The sequence below is a fragment of the Ignavibacteriota bacterium genome, assembly GCA_016716225.1.
Taxonomy (GTDB): Bacteria; Bacteroidota; Ignavibacteria; order Ignavibacteriales; family Melioribacteraceae.
On the sequence record JADJWT010000001.1, the window covers coordinates 3,323,799 to 3,345,323 of the forward strand.

General features: G+C 29.0%; 25 protein-coding genes. 24 read left to right on the forward strand and 1 reads right to left on the reverse strand.

The annotated features are described in order from the left end of the window. The first annotated feature begins 90 nt into the window (after positions 1–90). From IPM32_14325 to IPM32_14410, 18 genes are all read left to right on the forward strand, one after another. Entirely contained in the window at positions 91–423 is a 333-nt protein-coding gene (locus IPM32_14325) for a hypothetical protein (protein MBK8946428.1), read from the forward strand. A gap of 476 nt (positions 424–899) precedes the next feature. After that, positions 900–2,147 carry a hypothetical protein gene (locus tag IPM32_14330; GenBank protein MBK8946429.1) on the forward strand — a complete coding sequence of 416 codons (1,248 nt, stop codon included), beginning with the start codon at positions 900–902 and terminating at the stop codon, positions 2,145–2,147. Between the two features lie 255 nt (positions 2,148–2,402). Further along, complete coding sequence (terL, locus tag IPM32_14335; protein MBK8946430.1) at positions 2,403–3,686, forward strand: phage terminase large subunit; 1,284 nt, start codon at positions 2,403–2,405, stop codon at positions 3,684–3,686. Positions 3,687–3,949: 263 nt separating this feature from the next. Further along, a complete protein-coding gene (locus IPM32_14340; protein MBK8946431.1) occupies positions 3,950–5,113 on the forward strand; it encodes a DUF935 family protein in 1,164 nt (387 codons plus the stop codon). Between the two features lie 143 nt (positions 5,114–5,256). After that, on the forward strand, positions 5,257–5,496 hold the full coding sequence (locus IPM32_14345) for a hypothetical protein (GenBank protein MBK8946432.1): 240 nt from the start codon (positions 5,257–5,259) through the stop codon (positions 5,494–5,496). Positions 5,497–5,509: 13 nt separating this feature from the next. After that, positions 5,510–5,707 carry a hypothetical protein gene (locus tag IPM32_14350; protein MBK8946433.1) on the forward strand — a complete coding sequence of 66 codons (198 nt, stop codon included), beginning with the start codon at positions 5,510–5,512 and terminating at the stop codon, positions 5,705–5,707. A gap of 701 nt (positions 5,708–6,408) precedes the next feature. After that, positions 6,409–7,377 carry an integron integrase gene (locus IPM32_14355; protein MBK8946434.1) on the forward strand — a complete coding sequence of 323 codons (969 nt, stop codon included), beginning with the start codon at positions 6,409–6,411 and terminating at the stop codon, positions 7,375–7,377. A 73-nt stretch (positions 7,378–7,450) separates the two neighbouring features. After that, entirely contained in the window at positions 7,451–7,753 is a 303-nt protein-coding gene (locus IPM32_14360; GenBank protein ID MBK8946435.1) for a hypothetical protein, read from the forward strand. 129 nt (positions 7,754–7,882) lie between these two features. Continuing rightward, positions 7,883–8,446: a hypothetical protein gene (locus tag IPM32_14365; protein MBK8946436.1), complete on the forward strand. Its 564-nt coding sequence runs from the start codon at positions 7,883–7,885 to the stop codon at positions 8,444–8,446. A gap of 185 nt (positions 8,447–8,631) precedes the next feature. Then, positions 8,632–9,231, forward strand: coding sequence for a hypothetical protein (locus IPM32_14370; protein ID MBK8946437.1), 600 nt, complete (start codon positions 8,632–8,634; stop codon positions 9,229–9,231). A 250-nt stretch (positions 9,232–9,481) separates the two neighbouring features. Then, positions 9,482–9,670 carry a hypothetical protein gene (locus tag IPM32_14375; protein ID MBK8946438.1) on the forward strand — a complete coding sequence of 63 codons (189 nt, stop codon included), beginning with the start codon at positions 9,482–9,484 and terminating at the stop codon, positions 9,668–9,670. 11 nt (positions 9,671–9,681) lie between these two features. Continuing rightward, positions 9,682–9,861, forward strand: a complete 180-nt coding sequence (locus tag IPM32_14380) for a hypothetical protein (GenBank protein MBK8946439.1) — start codon at positions 9,682–9,684, stop codon at positions 9,859–9,861. Positions 9,862–10,222: 361 nt separating this feature from the next. Continuing rightward, a complete protein-coding gene (locus IPM32_14385; protein ID MBK8946440.1) occupies positions 10,223–10,762 on the forward strand; it encodes an outer membrane beta-barrel protein in 540 nt (179 codons plus the stop codon). A gap of 234 nt (positions 10,763–10,996) precedes the next feature. Next, positions 10,997–11,443, forward strand: coding sequence for a hypothetical protein (locus tag IPM32_14390; protein MBK8946441.1), 447 nt, complete (start codon positions 10,997–10,999; stop codon positions 11,441–11,443). 346 nt (positions 11,444–11,789) lie between these two features. After that, entirely contained in the window at positions 11,790–13,043 is a 1,254-nt protein-coding gene (locus tag IPM32_14395; protein ID MBK8946442.1) for a T9SS type A sorting domain-containing protein, read from the forward strand. A gap of 250 nt (positions 13,044–13,293) precedes the next feature. Beyond that, positions 13,294–13,788, forward strand: a complete 495-nt coding sequence (locus IPM32_14400) for a hypothetical protein (protein ID MBK8946443.1) — start codon at positions 13,294–13,296, stop codon at positions 13,786–13,788. A 245-nt stretch (positions 13,789–14,033) separates the two neighbouring features. Next, positions 14,034–14,456: a DUF4279 domain-containing protein gene (locus tag IPM32_14405; protein ID MBK8946444.1), complete on the forward strand. Its 423-nt coding sequence runs from the start codon at positions 14,034–14,036 to the stop codon at positions 14,454–14,456. Positions 14,457–14,711: 255 nt separating this feature from the next. Continuing rightward, complete coding sequence (locus IPM32_14410; GenBank protein MBK8946445.1) at positions 14,712–15,488, forward strand: RES family NAD+ phosphorylase; 777 nt, start codon at positions 14,712–14,714, stop codon at positions 15,486–15,488. Between the two features lie 478 nt (positions 15,489–15,966). On the opposite strand, the gene IPM32_14415 is transcribed toward IPM32_14410, so the two are convergent. Next, positions 15,967–16,806: a transposase gene (locus IPM32_14415; protein ID MBK8946446.1), complete on the reverse strand. Its 840-nt coding sequence runs from the start codon at positions 16,804–16,806 to the stop codon at positions 15,967–15,969. Between the two features lie 328 nt (positions 16,807–17,134). Here IPM32_14415 and IPM32_14420 point away from each other — a divergent pair, with 328 nt between their 5' ends. The 6 genes from IPM32_14420 to IPM32_14445 all read left to right on the forward strand — a co-directional run bounded on the left by IPM32_14420 (position 17,135) and on the right by IPM32_14445 (position 21,332). Next, complete coding sequence (locus tag IPM32_14420; GenBank protein ID MBK8946447.1) at positions 17,135–17,749, forward strand: hypothetical protein; 615 nt, start codon at positions 17,135–17,137, stop codon at positions 17,747–17,749. A 382-nt stretch (positions 17,750–18,131) separates the two neighbouring features. Next, complete coding sequence (locus tag IPM32_14425) at positions 18,132–18,956, forward strand: hypothetical protein (GenBank protein ID MBK8946448.1); 825 nt, start codon at positions 18,132–18,134, stop codon at positions 18,954–18,956. Between the two features lie 222 nt (positions 18,957–19,178). Continuing rightward, positions 19,179–19,679 (forward strand): hypothetical protein, encoded by a 501-nt coding sequence (locus IPM32_14430; protein ID MBK8946449.1) that lies wholly within the window; start codon positions 19,179–19,181, stop codon positions 19,677–19,679. A gap of 28 nt (positions 19,680–19,707) precedes the next feature. Further along, complete coding sequence (locus IPM32_14435) at positions 19,708–19,902, forward strand: hypothetical protein (GenBank protein MBK8946450.1); 195 nt, start codon at positions 19,708–19,710, stop codon at positions 19,900–19,902. Between the two features lie 16 nt (positions 19,903–19,918). Beyond that, entirely contained in the window at positions 19,919–20,617 is a 699-nt protein-coding gene (locus IPM32_14440; GenBank protein MBK8946451.1) for an ion transporter, read from the forward strand. Between the two features lie 268 nt (positions 20,618–20,885). Beyond that, entirely contained in the window at positions 20,886–21,332 is a 447-nt protein-coding gene (locus IPM32_14445) for a hypothetical protein (protein ID MBK8946452.1), read from the forward strand. Positions 21,333–21,525 lie beyond the last annotated feature (193 nt).

The following is a 21,525-nucleotide window of genomic DNA, read 5'->3' on the forward strand; positions in this document are numbered from 1 at the left end:
GAATATAACCAAAATAATTTATAAGTTAGAATTAAACAAGTAAAAAAAATAGCGGATACGTAAAATTAAATATCATTTATCCGCACTAAAATGAGTGGACGAAATAAAAAGAGAATTAATCATAAAAAGGTTGAGGAATACATACGGATTGGGCTTTCCGGCAGAGAAATAGCGAAATTAGTAGGTGTTGATGAGAAGACGATTAGGAATAAATTTTCCGCACTTTTACAAAAAAGGGAACATGAAAATATTTTGGAATTCCAAAAAAAAAAGTTAAAAATAGCGGATAAGCAATATGAGAGAGCGATGGAAGGAAGTGATATTATGTTAATCTGGCTAGGAAAGAATTGGCTAAAACAAAGTGATAAAATGGAACAAAACGGAAGGCGGAAATTGGAAATAACTAAAAAAGAAATCAAATAAAACAGAATCCGTTAGCTAACGGAAGAATTCAGAAATCAGAAGTCAGAAGAAAAAATGAAGAATGTAAAAAAGATTTGAAAGAAAAATTAGGAATTATGAATTAAGAATTCAGAAGACAGAATGAAGAATGAAAAAATTAAAAAAATTAGGAATTATGAATTAAAAAAGTAAAGGAAATTTTGAATGAAGAATTAAGAATGAGGAATGAAGAATGAAAAAATTAAAAAAATTATGAATTAGGAATTAAGAATTAAGAATGAAAAAAAATAAAAAGAGAGATTGCTTCGGAAAAGCTCTCGCAATGACGGGATAAAAAAAAAGAGTAAGAAAAAGGAAAAAGTGAAAAATCCAAAAATTCAAGATTACAAGATTTCAAGATTGAAAAAAGTATTAAAAAAAATAAAAGCAGATTAAGAATAAGATTAAGACCAGCTTGCAGCTGGCAAGTTAAGAGTAAGAAATAAAAGAAATAGAATTTGAAGGCTTTAATAATTTATCATACTAATGCACTTGAACCGGCGCATTCAGACGCAGTAAAAACTGCGTTTATAAACGGCGGTGGAATTAATGCAGATATTTATTTAATAACAATTTTTAATCAAGCGATTTTGGATTATGCAAGAGATAATAATTATGATGCAATAATTTACAGTTATGAAGGATTGTCAAATTTTTTACAATTGGCAATAAATAATCCAGACATAATGATATTCATGCCGACTCATTCAAGTTATGCAGAACAAATACAGCAGTTAGTCGTTACCGAAAGCTTACAAGATTTGCAAGGCGGCGAATTTGAATTTAAAGATTCAACACAAAACAAGGATTCATTTAGCAATGGTTACATCTGCGGACAGTTATTCAAAATAGCCGAATTAAGAAATTGTAATTTACAAGATGCAAGATTTTTAGCGAATAAAACAAAAAATATAAACGGAATAATAAATGTCAATGACGCAATAAATTACCAAACAGAAATTTTTATTGATGAGCCAAAAGAAATAGAACTAGAATATTTACAAGACTACCAAGTAAAAGTAAATTGTGATATTGTTAGAGATGCAACTGAATATGAATATCAAATATTAAAAGAAAATAATTACATAGGTGAAAGAGAAAGAATAATTGAATTTAGTGATTCGGAAGAAAGATTTATAAAGTACAGAGCAATTAGAGGAAGCAATATTTCAAATTGGAGTGAATTATTTAAAATATATCCATTAGAAGAAAGGAGAAAAAAAATGGGAAAAGTATCAATGTTTAGTCAGGTTGGTGTTAGAAGAAAAGAATTAGTTGAAGATGTGCCAACCGATGAAGGTCAAAAATATGTGAGTAAAATTGTAAATGGCGTAATGCAGATGGTTAAAGTGCCGGATTTACGAATGTTGGTTGGAAGATTTACATGGGAAGATACTCCATCAATGAATGTGCAAATATACTATAATACAATTGGACCAATACTGGACATTGAATATTATGAAGATCAGTTATACATAATTTTCCCAAATAATTTGTTCAGTTATGCAAACGATAGAATAATAGCATTTGGATATCAAAATAGGGATTCAAAATTACAATATAATATCGAAACTGTTTATCCCGGACCAAGATTAGTAATAGATATTAAACTAGATAATGAAGATTCATTTGAAAATGGCGGAAGTTATGATTTTGCAATAGGATTAGTAAATAAGTATAACCAGCAGAATATTTATAAAGAATAATAAGATTAAAGATTAGTTAAAAATTAAGAATTAATAATGAGGAATTAGATGAAGATTAAGATTAAGACCAGCTTGCAGCTGGCAAGTTAAGAGTAAGAAAAGGAAAGAAAAATTAAGAATGAAAAAAAGTAAAAGAAATTATGAATTAGGAATTAAGAATGGAAAAAGAAAAACGTTGAAATGTTTAGACGTGAAAACAGAAAAAAAAAGAAAAAAAGAATATGATTAAGATTAAGAACAAGAAATAAAAAGAGAATGGAAGAAGAAAGTATTAGTCAGATTGAAATTAATTACCATAAAAATCAACTCAAGATATTTTTTGATTCGAAGAAAAGATATAAGGTAATTACAAAAGGGAGAAGGTTCGGGCTTACTAAAGGTATGGCAAATTTTCTCATTGAAAAAATGTTTGATGAAACCATTAAAGCTCTTTGGGTTGATACGACTTATTCAAATATTCAGCGATATGTAGAAAGATATTTTCTTCCCGTGTTAAAGAATGTTCCGAAAGAATTTTGGAGATGGCGAAAAAAAGAATCAATATTGGAAATACAAGATTCATATTGTGATTTTAGATCAGCAGATAGACCGGAAAACATAGAAGGTTTTGGATATAATTTAATAATTCTAAACGAAGCCGGAATAATATTAAAAAATAGAAAATTGTGGATTGAATCTATTCGTCCCATGGTAATGGATTATAAAGCCGATGTAATAATCGGCGGTACACCAAAAGGTAAGAAACATAAAGGTGAAAAGCATTTATTTTATGAACTTTCGGAATTATGCAAAGTTGAAAAAGATTGGGAGTTGTTTCAATTCTCGACTTATGATAATCCGCTTATTGATGTTGATGAAATTAAGCAGTTGGAAAGAGAAATTGCTTCATCAATTAGGGACCAAGAAATATACGGAAAGTTTATTGATGTAACGGAAAACGCAATCATTAAAAAAGAATGGTGGCAATATTTCAGAAATGAAAGTTATAAATCAGAAAACATAACCGGAATTTATCAGAGCTGGGACACTGCATTCAAAAAAAATGAGGAGAATGATTTTTCTGTCTGTACTACCTGGGCTATTACAAAAAATAAAATATTCTTAATTGATGTTTACAGAGAGCGATTAACATTCCCGGAATTAAAAAGAATTGCCGTTCAACTTTTTATGAAATATGATCCGAAGGAAATTTTAATTGAAGATAAAGCAAGCGGAACGAGTTTAATTCAAGAATTAAAAAGTGAATCATTACTTCCAATAAAAGAGATAAAGGTCGATGGTGATAAAATTGCACGAGCCAATGCCGTTACACCGCTAATAGAAATTGGGAAAATCTTCATTGATGAAAACGCAAGATGGAAAAAAGATTTTATTGATGAATGCGAAGAATTTCCAAACGGACAATTTGACGATCAGGTTGATTCCATCACGCAATTTTTGAATTACATAAAGAATAAGCAAAAAGAGAATGCTGATATTACTGCAAGAATTATAAAATATAAAAAACCGAAAAGGAATTTTAGGAATGTGAGAGGATGAAAGCAGAAAGTGACTAGTGATCAGTGATGAGTGAAGAGGAGTAAGAAGGAAAAAGTGAAAAGTGAAACGTGGAGAAGTTTAGACGGAAAGGGAAAAAGCAGAAGACAGAATTCTGAATTCTGAAGTCAGAATGAATGAAAAAAAACAATTAAAAATTAAAGAATAAGAGAAAGATCAAGATAAAGAGCAAAAAGAAAAAATTAAAAAAAGATTAAGATTAAGAATAAGATTAAGAAAAAAAAGAAAAAGGGATAAAAAATAAATTGCCGAAGATAATTATTAAGAAGGATTTTGCGACTGCGGAGAAGGTGGAGTGGTGGAAAAAGTTACAATATACAATACCAGATCCCGATAAAATTTTGCAGGATAATGGTTTTGATTATTCGATCTACAGAAATTTATTGAGTGATCCGCATTTATGGAGCACGATTCAGCAGAGAAAAGCACAAGTTAATCAAATGGGCTGGACTTTAGATAATGATGATTATGAAGATTTAGCAAATGAAATTATTGAAGTTTTAGAAAGAATTCAAATCAATAAGGCAATTGATCAGATTTTAGATTGTACTTTATTTGGTTTTGATGTTGAGGAAATTAGATATGATGTTATTAATAATAAAATTACACCCATTGAATTAAATCAGAAACCAGTGGAATGGTTTATTTACTCGAATGAAAATGAATTGAAGTTAAGAAAAATAACCGGCGGAAGTTACGTTTTTGAAGAAGGTTTAACATTACCGGAATACAAATTTATTTTATCTCAGCATAAAGCAACGTATCAAAACCCTTACGGTGAGAAATTACTTTCCAAAGTTTATTGGCCCATTACTTTTAAAAAAGCAGCGATTGATAATTGGGAGAAATTACTTAACGAACACGGCGTCCCTTATATAGTTGCAAGGCATCCAAGTAATGCAACAGAAGATCAAAAATTAATTATCGAACAGAATCTTATTGATTTATTAAATGATCATGTTGGAATGTTAAGCGAAGAAATAGGATTGGAATTTAAGGAAAGTCAGAAATACAATGCCGGTGATTTGTTCAAAAATATGATTGAGACTTTGAACATAGAAATATCCAAAGCAATATTAACAGTAACATTAACAACAGAAATAGGAAGTACCGGAAGTTATAAAGCTGCGCAAATCCATAGAGATATGCTTGAAATGATTGGACTTCAAGATAAAAAAATTGTTGAGCGTGCTATAAACAAACTGATAGAATATTATGTAATTCTCAATTATGGAACTAAAATAAAATATCCAAAGATTGTTCTTGAGAAAAAAGAAGGAATTGTTGATGCGACAGTAGAAAGGGATAAAACATTAAAAGAAATGGGCGTAAAGTTCACCAAAGATTATTTTGTAAGAAGGTACAATTTACAAGAAACAGATTTTGAATTAGAAATTGAACAGAAATAAAAAAAAATGATAATCGTTGAAATGGGAAAAAGAATACTGTCATTCAGTTGTCATTAATAGTCATTCAGTTGTCATTAATAGTCATTCAGTTGTAAAGATGAAAAAAAAGTGAAAAAGCAAAAGTGAAAAAAAACGGATATATAATGAAAGGAATACAGCAAAAGACAATCGGTGAATTGGAAAACCCAGTTGATGCGTTAAAGGAAATATTTAACGGTTACAGCATTGGAGAAATAAAAGCCGGAATTGATGCGCTTGTAGAATTCGGAAGAATAAAGAAAATGACAAAAAAATATAAACTCTTATTCATAATACCTACATTGTTATTTGCGATGTGGTTTTTTGGATGGGACTTTGAAACAATAGTTAAACTACTTAAATAAGGGGGAATGAAAAATGCAACAAATATTAAAAAACATTATTGCAATTATTGGGTTGGCAAAGTTATTAAACTATGTTTGGGAAATTGCCTTTGATGAGTTAAACAAGCTTGCAACGGACAGCGAAGCGGCATGGGATGATAAGGCTGTTAAGGTTTTGGATGAGATTGTGAAGGGAGTTATTAAGTCGTTAGAAGTCAAAAGTGAAAGGTGAAATGAAAGAAAAAATGTAATTCGGTAGTTATTCAATTGTGATTCAGTGAAAAAAGAAAGAGTAATTCGGTAGTTATTCAGTGGAAATTCAGTAGTGATGCGGTGTGAGAGGGAAAAGTGATTCAATTGTAATTAAGTTGTAATTCAGTGGGGATTCAGTGGGAAAAAAATTAAAAAGTAAAAAGTAAAAATTAAAAATTAAAAAGTAAAAAGTGAAAAATAAAAAGTGAAAAGTAAAAAGTAAAAATTAAGAATTAGAAATTAGGAATTTAAAAGACGGAAAAAGAATAAAGAATTAAAAATAGAAAAGGAAAAAAATAGAGCAAAGTGAGTAAGCCGGATATGAAAAGTTCGGCTTTTTTTTTGTAAAAGCGTATAATTTTGACCACAAAAATAATGACTTTGTAAGTAATTATACTTACAGTACGTACTTATACGTATTTACAAAAAGATATTTTTCTCTTATATTATATTTAAGATTTAAGTTAAAATTATAAAATAATTATTAATGTAGGTTAGTTGGCGAAGCAGTATTTATTCCGATTAAAGATAATTAGTATTATTATTGAAATATAATAGTAAATGAATTTAGAATAACTGAGAAAATATATTGAGAATTAAAATATATTCTTTTAATTTAAATTATAAGTTTTAGTTTTAATAAGATTATTAAAAAATAAAGTTTATTAGGAAAAGGTAGGAATGCAAGAAAAAAAGCCGAAATTAATTGAAGAAGTAATCAATTATTTACGACTTAAACATTACAGCATAAGAACCGAAGAGGCTTATATAAATTGGATAAAAAGATTTATAATATTTCACAATAAAAGACATCCGCTAGAAATGGGTGATAAGGAAATACGGGAATTTTTAACAAAATTAGCAGTTAAAGATAAAGTAGCAGCATCTACACAGAACCAAGCTTTATGTGCAATAATATTTCTTTACAAAGAAGTATTGAAAAAGAAAGTCGGCGAATTGGAAGAAATGGTATGGTCGAGTAAGCCAAAGAAATTACCGGTAGTTTTTTCCAAGGATGAAGTAAGAGCAGTATTAAAGAACTTAAACGGAATAGATTGGATAGTAAGCAATATACTTTACGGTGCCGGATTAAGATTGATTGAATGTTTAAGGTTACGAGTACAGGATATTGATTTTTCACTAAATCAAATAATTGTAAGAAACGGCAAAGGTGATAAAGATAGAATTACAATTTTACCAGAAATAGTAAAATCAGCATTAAAAGAAAGAATTAAAGAAATACAGATTCAACATAAAGAAGATTTAGAAAAAGGATATGGAAAAGTTTATTTACCGTTTGCCTTAGAAAAGAAATATCCGAATGCAAACACGGAAATAGGCTGGCAATATTTATTTCCGGCAGATAAATTATCAGAAGATCCGAGAAGTGGAGTAATAAGAAGGCATCATTTAGGAGAGAGCGCAATACAAAAAGCAGTAAAAACGGCAATGGGGAAAGCGGGAATTAAAAAAAGTGCAGGATGCCATACTTTTAGACATTCATTTGCAACACATTTATTAGATAGAGGCATAGATATAAGAACTATACAGGAATTACTTGGACATGAATCACTAAATACAACAATGATTTACACACATATAATAAATAAAGGTGCATTTGGGATAATGAGTCCCGTTGATACGTTGTAATAACAAATAATTAAATTTGAAAAAATCGGTTACATATAGAAGACTTACGGCGGGGCAACCAGGGACAAAAAGCATGGTTGAAAAATATGGTGAAAAATTATTATATATAAGATACAGATATGATTCAGAAAAAAGAGTAAAGTATAAAACAGTAGAATTAGTTGAAGAAAGCGGAATTTATGAAAGCAGCCAAAGCAGAAAAAAAGCTGAAAAGATAGTTGAAATAAAGATAGAATATCAGGAAGAGGAATTAAGGACACGTGTAAAAGAAGCCGGCGGGAAGTGGAATTTAGATAAAAAAGTGTGGGAAATAAAATTTAAAGAAGTAAAAAAGTTAGGAATAGAAGACAGAATAAATGATAAAAAAGTTTTCTGATATAAGAAAACCGAGTTTTCGGATATAAGAAAAGTTTTCTGATAACAGAAAACAATTTTCTGATAACAGAAAAATTAATTAACGGCGCTTGGCGCCTAATTATATATGTTATATTTTATGTTAGATGAAATGAAACAAGAAATAGTAGAATTAAAAAGAGAATGGAAATATGATAAAGTATTATTAAAAAATAACATTTTATTCTTATCTCCTAATTTGTGGTTTTATATAATGCCATTATTTTTAATTACAATAATGTTTAATATTATTTTAACTATGGCAACTGATATTTTCCCATTTTGGCTTGTAATTCTATTTTACTCATATTTGAACTTATCATTTCTTTACATTTTTATAAAAAAGAATAAATCTTTATCAATTAATTATCAAGAAAATTCAATAGCTCTAGAATTTCATTCTACATTACTAAAACTAATTTCATTAAATAATAAAATTAAATATAGATTTTCGCCAAGAATTTTAGAGTTTGATGAAGTAAATGAATTTTGTGTTGGTCATAGTATAAATGGAATTTGGCTTGGGTGGTTTGTCTTTGCAAAAAAACACAATGGTGAAGGAGTCCCTTTATATTACTCAAATAATAAGAAATTCATTTTTCAGTTAAAAGAAATTTTAATAAAATATAACCAACAAATCAACTTGACCGCCGTTCTGGTTCGGCGGAAATTGTAAAAAATAAGTTTGGAAATTTTATTTTTGTTTTTTGTTAAAGTGGAACAATGTTTTAAAAGTTAAGTCGCAATGTTTTTTAAGAAAATTAAACATTGCTCCGGTAATTTTACCATTCGTTATTAAATAAAATTATTGTTTTGGGCGGCAAGTTATTTGCCACACCGTTATACAACTTGTGAGAAAATATGAATTTAAATACATTATTAAATAAAAGTAAATTCAAACATCTAAAAAATTTGTGGGAAGGATTTAATTATTATTTTAATTCTGAGAATTCAATATTTGACGATATTATTAATAACGATACTGCTACAATTGCTTTCATATTAGTTCAATATGAAATTAATCGAAAATTTATTTCAGAGAAAATATTTAATTATGTTCAACTTGGTGATGAAAATAAAAATAATAAGATACCTTTTATAGAAATCCGTGATGAAATATTATTAAAAAATAAAATTAATATTAACCTTTTAAATATGGATTATAATACTAACTCAACTGATTGTATTAAATATCTAAAGAGTTGGAAAGGATATCGAATATATGGTGACATGGAAAATTCTTTGGCTTCATTTTTATCTCCATTTTTTTCATTTAAGGATTTCGAACAAAATCTATATTTAGTTGAAGAAAAATTAAATATAGGAACAGAAAATAAAAAATTAGACCACATTGAAGGTCTTATCAAAAATCATTGGCAAGGGCTTTTTGATTTTCTTAGTAATGAAACTAATTATTTTTTTAAGAATTTAGAAATTCTAATAATCAAAAACATTAGTTAATATTTAAAAGTTGTATAACCAACAAATCAACCCGACCGCCGTTCCGGCTTGGGTTTTGTGCAAAATAAAAGTTTGAAAGTTATTTTAGTTTTTTGTTAAAGTGAAGTACAATTTAGAAAAGTAAGTCGCAGTTTTTGTTAAATGTAAATTAAAAACTGCTCTTTAAAATAAATCATTCGTTATTAAATAAAATTGTTGTTTAGGGCGTCGGGTTATTTGCGCCGCCGTTATACTGCAAAAAGGAAAAATTATGATTAAGGAAAAGGATAGTGCAATTTGTGGAATTTGTGGAGAAAAGATTGAAAAAAATATTAGAAAAGTTGGAATTACTATTAACCTTGAAGATGGCGGAACACAGCATATTTTCACACACATAAAATGTTTAAAGAAAGTTTTACATAAATCAGTACCAGTTGCACTTTGGGAAGATGAAGAATAAAAGTAAAAAAAATGGGAATCGAAAGAAAATTCAAAAAGATGATTATTGAAATTGCTGAGAAAAAGTTAGAAAGAAGTTTGACAAAAGAAGAAAACAATATTTTGAATCTACCAAGATCATTTATTGCTTATGAAATGATTAAAGATTATTTGTCATCTCCAGAAATTTCTAAAAATGAAATACAAAATTAAATCAAAAGTATGATTAAAGAAGAATAAAAGTTAAAATAGTTATTTTTAATAAATGCAGTATAACCAGCAAATCAACTTGACCGCCGTTCCGGCTTGGGTTTTGTGCAAAATAAAAGTTAGAAAGTAATTTTAAGTATTTTGTTAAAGTGAAGTACAATTAAAAAAGGGAAGTCGCAAAGTTTGCTAAAGACAAGTTAAACTTTGCTTTGGTAATTCAATTATTCGTTATTTAATAAAATTGTTGTTTAGGGCGTCGTGTTATTTGCGCCGCCGTTATGTTGTTGGTCATAATTAAATACATATCATTTGAAATTAAATTATATAAAATTAGATAGGTACTAAAAACTAAAATGAGGTCAATATGAAGAAATCATTTGTTTTAATTTTATTCTTGGCATTTTCAACTGTTATATTTTCGCAAAATCCAGTATCAAAAAATACCTATAGTATTGGTGGAGAAATTAGTTATTATCACTATTCTGAAGATGAAGGTAGTTCTAGTCATTTATGGATGTATCCTAGTTTTGGTTATTTTTTTATTGATAATCTCTATACTGGAATTATGCTATCTTATTCTTACGTATCAAATGATGGATTTTCAAATTCTTCGTATGGAATTGGACCAGAGGTAAGGTATTATTTTACAAAAAATAATATTAATCCATTTATTGGATTAGATTATGGATATTCATTAAATATTGATAGTGATGATGATGAGGTTACATCGTCTTCTTTTACAGCTACTTTAGGTTTAGATTTATTTATTACAAATTATTTTGCTATTGAAGGCAGTATTAATTACAGTATAAATAATAGAGAATTTTCTTCTGATTATGGTTCAAGTAATAATGAAACAAATGTTTTTAGAATTGGATTTGGAACAAGGGTATTTATTCAATAACAACATAACCAACAAATCAACCCGACCGCTTCGCTAATTTGGGTTTGGTTTGTAAACAGAAAGTTAGAAAGTAATTTTAAGTTTTTTGTTAAAGTGGAGTAGAATTCAGAAAAGTGAGTTGCAGTTTTTGTTGATGAAAAATAAAAACTGCTCTTTAAAATAAATCATACGTTATTAAGTCAAATTGTTGTTTTGGGCGGACGGGTTATTTGCCACGCCGTTATAAGGTTAGAAATGAAATTTAAATATTTATACTTAATAATATATTTTCTATCGACAATTGTCTGGTGTCAAAATTATAAGTATAGAATTTATAACCTAACAGAGCAAAATCTTAACTTTATAGTTTTTAATACAGATGATCACGAAATAGTAACTGCAGATTCAAGTTTAGGAATCGAACTTATAAAAATTTGGACTGTCCCAATAATCGATTCAAAAAATTATCCAAATCCATTCTCACCTAGTCAAACATTTCAATTTGTGGTTGAAGATTGTGATGCTGTAAAACTTGAATTGTTAAATAAAAATAGAGAGCTACTTTCTGTAATATTTAATGAAAAATTTTCACCTGGTAGTTATACAATGGAATTGTTAAAAAAAAGTATAAATACTGGATATTTTATTTTGAAATATTATAAAAATGATAAAAATTGGGAATATCTTCTAAGAATAAATTAACCTTATAACCAACAAATCAACCCGACCGCTTCGCTAATTTAGGTTTGGTTTGTAAACAGAAAGTTTGAAAGTAAATTTTAGTTTTTTGCTAAAATGTAGTGCAATTCAGAAAAGTGAGTCGCAGTTTTTGCTAAAGATAAATTAAAAACTGCTTTGTAAAATTTCCCAATCGTTATTAAATAAAATTGTAGTTTAGGGCGGACGGGTTATTTGCCACGCCGTTATGCATTAAACAGATCGAAAAAATGTTAACAATATTTCTATGTAAATACATTTTAAATTATTCAAAATTTTGAAATTTTTTGGAATTTTTGCAAATGGGGTATAAATTTTTAAGGAAGTTCTAATGAACAAATATAAATTAATATTCATCATTTCTCTCACAATACAATCCATTGTAAATTGTCAATGGGTGCAGTCGGACCTAATTAATAAAGATTTATTCATTACTGCTATCTCCGCAAAGGATAGTGTAATTTTTCTAGGATGCAAAAACTTTGGGGATAGTGTTATTGTTAATTATTACTATTCAAAAGATTACGGTACTACATGGAAAGAAAGTTATAGTAACAATGCAAATCACCCAAATATTTTTATTATTTCGGATAATTATATTTTTGCTGGTGATGGATATGAAGGAGGCAATATTTATCGAACTTCTGACTGGGGAATAAGTTGGGAAAAATGTTTTAATAATGGTATTGGAGTAACTTCAATGGCTCAATATGGGAATAATATTTATGCTGGAACAACAAGTGATTTTAGCTTTCAAGGTGTATGGAAATCCACTGATTATGGCAACAATTGGATAGACATTTGGCAAGAAGGTAGTGTATTAAGTGTTCGGTCATTAATTGCAATCGATTCATTTATTATTGCTGGCACAAGTACAATTGGAGTTTATGGATCATCAGACAATGGAGAAACTTGGCATGAGTTGAATAATGGTTTACCGTCTAATAGTTACATAAAAAGTATGATATTATTTAATAATAAAATCTTTGCTGGAGTAACTTATGAAGAACAGAAATCAGGAAATTATTATTCTACAGATTTTGGATTAAACTGGTTACCATTAAATGATGGAATTGGAGATTTTTCTATTCATAGTTTTGCCTCAGATGGAAATTACTTATTTTCTATAGCAGGTTCAAAAGTATATGTTTTACTTGAAAATGAAAACAAGTGGAAAGAAATTACAGATGATTTACCAGATTTGTATATCTTATCTATTGCTGTTTCTGGAGATAATCTATTTTTAGGTGCTGTGGAGAATGGTCTTTGGTACCGAAAAATTTCAAATATAACAAAAGTAATAAATGAAAAAAAGAAACAAGATTTGTTTGCACTTTCACAAAATTATCCTAATCCGTTTAATCCAACAACGAAAATAAATTATCAATTAGGTCGAGCAAGTAATGTTACAATTAAAGTATTTGATTGTCTTGGAAGATTAATTAAAACCTTAGTTGACGAATATAAACCCCAAGGCTTATACTCACTTAATTTTGATGCTTCAACTTTGGTTAGCGGTATTTATTTCTATCAATTAAGCACTGATGAATTTATTACAACAAAAAAAATGATAATTTTACAATAATAATGCATAACCAACAAATCAACCCGACCGCCGTTCCGGCTTGGGTTTTGTGCAAAATAAAAGTTAGAAAGTAATTTTTAGTATTTTGTTAAAGTGAAGAACAATTTAAAAAAGTGAGTCGCAGTTTTTGTTACTGAAAATTAAAAACTGCTCTTTAAATAAATCAATCGTTATTTAATAAAATTGTTGTTTTTGGCGGACGGGTTATTTGCCACGCCGTTATATGGCTAAAATGTGAGATCAAAATATTATGCTAAAAACGTTAGTAACAATATTTTATTTACAAATAATTTTTCTGTTTACAGTTTCATTTGGACAGAATATTGAAAAATCTATCTATCCCAAAATTGATGTGAACGCTGGAATGTCTTATTCAAAAGGATCATATGTAGGAAGTACAATTATGTTATCCAATAAATACTCAATTGAAATGTCTTATGGTGGAAATGTTGGATTATTTTTGGTTCCTACTGATTCGCAAAGAAGAATAAGTTTTGGATTAAATTATCATATACTTTGGCCAATGATTCTAAATTGCACTTATACTTTTATGGAACAACTTCAACCAGCGTATTTTAAGGGGCAAATTATTTCAGCTAATGTTGGATTACTATCATTAAGAAATAAAGGCATTCATTTTTTTATTTCTGCTGGATTAAGATATCAGTATGAAAATAAATTTGGTTATAAAGAAGGACTATTTGCAGCAACAATGAATATAGGTATTGGTTTTACATTCCTTTAATAAAAAGCCATATAACAAGCAAATCTACCCGACCGCCGTTCCGGCTTGGGTTTTGTGCAAATTTAAAGTTAGAAAGTTTGTTTAAGTTTTTTGTTAAAGTGAAGTGCAATTCAGCAAATATAAAAACAATGTTTTTGGAAAATCAAAATAAACATTGTTTTAGTAAAATTTGAAATTCGTTATTTAACAAAATTGTTGTTTTTGGCGGACGGGTAATTTGCGCCGCCGTTATACGTATAAAAAACATGAAGAAATTTAATGATAAATATGAAACTTGTGAAAGAACTTATGCAACATTGTGTATTTATCCAAATAAATATGGACCAAATTTCATAAGTGAAACTCTAAATATTAAAGCGACTAAATTACAGTTTGCTGGTGAAAAAGTTCACGAGAAAATTGAGAGAAAGCATAAAATAAATGCATGGTTTTTATCTTCCAAAGATAAAATCGAATCAAAAGATTCAAGAAGGCATATTCAATGGATTATTGACCAAATTAAAGGAAATGAAGAACAAATAATAACTTTACAAAAGAAAAAAATAAGAATGTATATATTTTGTTTTTGGTCAAGTGCACATGGTCATGGTGGTCCGACAATTGATCCCGAACACATGAAATATTTGGGTGAATTGAATTTAGAAATAGTATATGATTTTTATTGTTAAATAAAAATACGTATAACCAGCAAATCAACCCGACCGCTTCGCTCAATTCTGGTTTGGTTTGTAAACAGAAAGTTTGAAAGTAAATTATAGTATTTTGTTAAAGTGAAGTACAATTCAGTTAAGTGAGTCGCAGTTTTTAGTAAAACCAAATTAAAAACTGCTTTGTAAAATTAACCATTCGTTATTTTGTAAAATTGAGTTTTTGGCAGCGGGTTATTTGCGCCGCCGTTATATTTTACATTTTATTCATAAGTGATGAAAGAATTTAATACTTGGAAAAGTTATAGGAATTTTGCCAAAACAATTAGATATGATAATAGATATTTCTTTAATCAAGAAATAAAAATATTCCTTGATACTTTAATCCATACGAGACAGTCACGGATAAATAAAATTGGTAAAGGGACAGTTTATTGGCGTGCTCAATTAGGTTGTCAATTAATTCCCAAATTCGAAAATGGAAAACACAATTATGATATACAACTACCTTACCCCAAAGAAAGAATGAAACCATTACCTAATCAAGCAAAGGAAGGGCGCGCAAACCCTGCTGGAATTCCATATTTATATGTTTCAACTAATAGGAATACTGCTCTTGCAGAAGTTCGACCTTGGATTGGTTCTGAAATTTCACTTGCTAAACTAAAAACAAATAAAGATTTGACTCTTATAGATTGTTCAAAAAATAATTCCACCATTAGATATCATCTTGATGAACCAAATCCAGAATTAAGAGAACAAATAGTTTGGGCAGATATAGACAATGCTTTTTCAAAACCTATTACCTCTGCCGATAGTTCAACCGATTATATACCAACTCAAATAATTTCCGAATTATTCAGAAATCACGGATACGATGGAATAATATATAAAAGCACTTTAGGAAAAGGGTTAAATATCACTTTATTCAATTTAGAATGTGCTGAGATCATTGATTGTCAACTATATAATCTTGAACATTTAAGTTTTAAATTCACTAAAACTAGTGGAAAGAAAAAAACAACAATAATATTACGTAATTCTAATTTGTAAAATATAACCTCTTAAATAAGTAAAAAGTCAAGAGGGTATAAAAATTTATCACAAAAATAAATTGTTAAAAAAAGTTGTACACGATAGGTGCATAAATTAGATAAACAATAATAAACAACAAACAAAGCCAGAATATCTTTAAAGGTTATCCAAATAGATGGCAACCAAACCTCTTAAGGAGCTTACTAACAAAAAAAATGTTAGGTGTTCCAAAATAAAAAAGGAACAATCTCAGATATTTAATAGGCAAACGAGTTGTTTCCCAATCCAGCGCGAGGATTACGGTGTAGCAGTAATCAGTTATGCGTAGGGGCTTACAACTCGTGGCCATTGTAAAGATTTAGTGTGTTCTAAAACCTTACCCTTAAATTTATTATTAAAGTTAGTTTTGTATTTAAGTACATGAAAAACAATATTCGCAATTTCTTTGGCAATAATAGTTTTAGCTATCTGTTTATTTTTTTTTCTCATTAAAGAATTATTGTATTTTTCTTATTACTGGGTAATATTGAATAGCATGAACAGCAGCATCAGAGAAAACAACCTTAAGATATTTGTTCCCATCTTTAGAGGAACGTTGTATAGCTTTGCCGGCAGAGTTACGAGCAGAAGGAGATAAACGGCAGTAAGAATAGAAGTTGTTAATAGATTCAAACCGGTTAATATCATCAACTTCTAGAACAATGTTGAAAGCATTCAACTTCCCAATACCGGGAATCCAGAGTAACCGTTGAATGTCTTGATTAGGAATTAAGATTGGATAGAGTTGTTTTTCAAGATCAAGAATTTGATCATTGAGTAAAGATTCTAAGTTTGCTAATTGTTGATATTGGTATTTAGAGATACCAAATAGCTGAGATGGATTATCGAAGTTAAATTTAGCTAAAAGCAGATACATAGAGTTGGTTACAGAAGTATGCCGTTGAACTATTTTTAATCTAGCTCTAAGAGCATCTCTGAGAGTTCTGTTTTGAATAGAAATTTTATAAGCTTCTGGAATGTAATCCATACGAAGGAGTTGCGCAAGAGTGTGAGAATCAACTTTATCGGTTTTAACTTTGGCATAAGCAATAGCTTTAACATATTTAGCATGGGCAAGGACTAATGGTATTTTTAGAGAATTGAGTAAATCATCTAACCAATACCAAGTCATAGTGGATTCAACAGTTGTTAAATTCTCAGTTCCAAGATCAGAAAAATATTGAACAAAATTATAATCTGTGTTCTTAATGTTTTGCTGTTTGATAATATTTCCGGATGAATCAACAGTTGTTAGATATGAAGTAAACTTGTGAAGATCGATTCCGGTGTAATACATTTGATACCTCCAATTGTTGTTAATGTTATTACTAACATATTTATTATTTTACTTATTGGAAATATCAAGCGCCTCAACCAGCGCCTCAACCCGACCGCCATTTTAGTTCGGCGGATTTGTAATTTTTGGCGTTTAGTTTTTGTTCGGCATTTTGTTCTAATTGTTCGTTCTAATTAATTAACTTACAAACTGCATTTACTGATGCAAGTTAAATGCAGTTTGTTTAATCATTGGCATTTGTGTTTTACTCGGCTTCCCTGTTATGGGCGGCGGGTTAGGCGCAACGTCGTTAGGCAACAAGGATTGTTAAAGTATAAAAGGAATAAAAATGGAAAAAAATATCTTTCTTTTCGTAATATCAATTCTCTTAACTATTCTAGGATGTAAAGAATTTTCAACTGAGCCTGAACCTACGCCTGCAGCTTCTTGGTCGATTATTACACTTGCTCCTGGAGAAGACACTGTGCATACGAGTAAAAAGAGAGCATGGAGTTCCGATATATATTCAAGTGATGTTGTTCTGCTCTCAATAGAAGCCCGAATTGGATGGCATAGCCTAGCAGGTGGCGCATGGATAATGGAGATATTGATAAATGATAAACCTGTTACTGGTGAATTGCTTGTAAATAAGCCGATTACTTTTACTTATGCGGATGGTCGGATTTTCAATTACTACAGTGGAGGAGCAGAGCTGGAATTGCCACCATATTGGATATTGTTTTACAGCCATGATTACGAGTCAAACAATACCCTTGAGTCTAAATATCAAGTACTTGAAGGTCAATCATGCTTGTACATATTTGATATTACAAGTTTAGTTGAATATGGACAGGAAAACACAGTGGAGCTGATTAATCGGGGAGAACGAGTAAGTGACATTTTAGATCAGCCGATTCCACTTGTATTTCGGCAAGTCAAGCTTATCAAGAAAACAAAGGTATAGTTGGTATAATATAAATTGCCTAACACTAATTGGGAATATGGATGATTGACTTTATGTTGAAAATATTAAAAATCAAGAAAATAAAAGTTGCCTAACCAACAAATCAACCCGACCGCTCTGCCACGGCAGACAAGTTCGCTAATTTGGGTTTGGTTTGTAAATAGAAAGTTTGAAAGTCAATTTAAGTATTTTGCTAAAGTGAAGTGCAATTTAGAAAGTTTAGTCGCAAAGTTTGCTAAGATAAATTAAACTTTGCTTTTAAATAAATCAATCGTTATTTAATAAAATTGTTGTTATTGGCGGACGGGTTATCCGTTAGCTAACGGAGCCACGCCGTTATATGCTTAGTAGAATTATAAAATAAAGTAAGTGAGATTATTTTATGAAAGGAAAAAACATATTTACCAAATCCGAAATAGCAGAATTACGAAGTCTTATTCAAAAACGAATCAGAGCTAATAGAAGTGAACAAAAGTCTATTCGTAATAAAATGAGAACCATTGGATTTTATGGAAAAGATGATTTTAATGTAATTGATATGCAACCAATTGATTTTGAAAATTTGATATTATCTGGAAGAATAAAAATATTAAACGGAAGTATTACTAAGGAAACCAAATTTAAATCAGAAGACATAATTCCATTTAAAAAAATCAAAACTATTTCTGAAAAGAATTCCAGCGAAATTGATTTAAAAAAATTTATAAGGTTTAATCCTTTGTTGGATAGCGATAAAATAATTCCAAATGCCCCCGGGAATTATATTATTTGCTTAAATACAAACTCATATTTACCAGAAATTGGTTTAACTTGTGAAACAAACACTTTCAATAAACTTGTTGTAATATATACTGGAATTGCTAGTCGGAGTTTACGAACAAGAGATTTTAGACAACATTTTTGCGGAAATAATGCTGGTAGGTCAACTTTAAGGAAAAGTATTGGCGCAATGTTTAAATACAAACAAGTTCCAAGAGATAAAGACCCGAACAATGGAAAGACTAAATTCTCAGAAAGTGATGAAGTAAAACTTTCTGAATGGATGAAGAAAAATTTAACACTATTTTATCAGCAGAATGATTGTCCAGATTCCTATGAAGAATTTCTAATTGCAAAATTAAATCCGCCATTGAATTTAGATAAAAATAAAACCACAGTTAATCAAACATTCAGAAAAGAATTATCTAGATTAAGAAATATAAAATAGTTAATGTCGCACATAACAAGTGGCTCAAGGCGACAGCGTTTTCGCATTCGGCATTTTACAAGTTTTAATGTTAGTCGTTCCGTTTTAAGTTTCTTGTTTTAGGTAGTTGTGCCATGAAAGTTTTTTGTAATTATAAAATTTATTAACAAGTTCGGCATTGTAGCTATGGGCTGCGCCTTAGCCACCACGCCGTTAGGCAACTTACAAAGGTTGAGGTTATAAATGAATAAGATAATATTACTATCAATTTTATTTATCTCAAATGTATTTTCTCAAGGCTTTGGATTTGGTTTAGGTTATAGCACTTCAAATGCGTTATTTGGTGATGTGTGCTATATTAGTGACAAAAGTAGTTTTCATATTGGTTATACATCTGAATCAAACGATGCAGTTGGAAAATTAGTAAGTGAACAAAAATCAAATTATGGCAGAACAATTAGTGGAACTGGTGAATACTTTTCATCATTTGATTTAGGATATGGTTATGAAGTTATAGAAAAAGTTAGATTAAACATTGAAATATCTTTCGCATCAAAAAATTATTATAGTAATTATGTAGATAGACGATTTGATGGAGGAGGATATCATATGATAACAAAAGATGAATCAGATGTTGGAATTGGTGGATTTGTTGGTTACAACATTGATAATTTTGATTTTTTTATTGGTTATAATTCAGTTCGAAAAATAGGATTTGGTCTACGTTTCATTTTTAAAAGATAATTCATTTTTAATTTAATTTGAGGTAATTATGAATAAAGGTGGATTTTCATGGAAGAGAGCACTCGGTGTAACAAAAGCAAAACAACAACTTTCACGACAAATTGGAATTCCATTAACTAAAAGTGGACGTCAAAGAAAAATTGGAAGTATGATAACTGGAAAAGGTTGTTTAATTGTCATTCTGATTCCTTTTATTCTTTCATCTTTTATAATATTCTTTTAATATAATTCAAATTTTTATGCAACTAAAAAATATTGTTGAAAATAACGAAACAAAGTCTGGAAGAATTTTTGATTTTGTAATTCAATTTTTAATAATAATTTCATTAATTAGTTTTACTATTGAAACAATCCCAAATTTAAGTAATCAAACAATATTTTGGTTAAATCTCATCGAAATAATTTGTGTTACTATTTTTACAATAGAATATTTACTTAGACTAGTTTTTGCAAATAAAAAGTATAAATTTATTTTTAGTTTTTATGGATTAATAGATCTTTTTGCAATTTTACCTTTCTACTTATCAAGCGGAATTGATTTACGTTCAATAAGAATATTTCGATTATTTAGACTTTTAAGAGCTTTTAAATTATTTAGATATAGCAAAGCATTACAAAGATTCAATGATGCTTTTAATTCAGTTAAAGCAGAATTGTTTCTTTTTTTAGTTGCAACTCTATTTTTACTTTATGTTTCTTCTGTTGGTATTTATTATTTCGAAAATGAAGCCCAACCAGACAAATTTTCTTCAATATTTCATTGTTTATGGTGGGCAGGCGCAACCTTAACAACTGTAGGTTATGGAGATGTCTATCCTATAACAATTGGCGGTAGAATATTTACTTCATTTGTTGTATTAATTGGAATTGGAATTGTTGCAATCCCAACTGGATTAATTGCCTCAGCATTAACAAAAGTTGTGAATGAAGAAAAATAAAAAAGTTGCCTAACCAACAAATCAACCCGACCGCCGTTCCGGCTTGGGTTTTGTGCAAAATAAAAGTTTGAAAGTAAATTTTAGTTTTTTGTTAAAGTGATCCGTCAGCTGACGGAACAATTCAGAAAAGTGAGTCGCAGTTTTTGCTGATGAAAATTAAAAACTGCTTCGTAAATAAATCATTCGTTATTAAATAAAATTGTTGTTTTCGGCGTCGGGTTATTTGCCACGCCGTTATACGTTTGTTAAAATTTGAAGGAAAGAATTAATGAAATATTTCATTTCCATAGTTTTATTATTCATTTTAGCAGCTTGTAGTACATATACTATTCCCGTGCAAAGCTTTAGAGAACAATTTAAAGATATTGATACAACTGATTTTAAAATTGTACAAATTAATATTCCATTGGGAACAACTTATGCTTACACAGAAATTGGAAGTTTTTACCCAGCAAATCCTATTGAAAATATTTTATGCTACGATGGCGAAAATCAAATTTCTTTAAAAAATGGTCCATCAATTGAAATTAGATTCACAGATAAAAATGATGATAGTAAAATATTTTATTTTGACACGGTTTATCTAAAAGATTCTTTAATAGTAGGTGCACAATCAAGATATTTTCCAACAATTAGGGATACAATTAAATTAAATAATGTCAAATTAATTGAAGTTCAAGACGGTAAAAAACAATTTTATTATATAGAAAAATAAACGTATAACAAACAAATCAACTTGACCGCTTCGCTCAATTCCGGTTTGGTTTGTAAACAAAAAGTTTGAAAGTTCATTTAAGTTATTTGTTAGAATGAAGTGCAATTTAGCAAAGTTAGTCGCAGTTTTTTCTGAATAAAATTAAAAACTGCTCTTGGTAATTTTAACCATTCGTTATTTAATAAAATTGTAA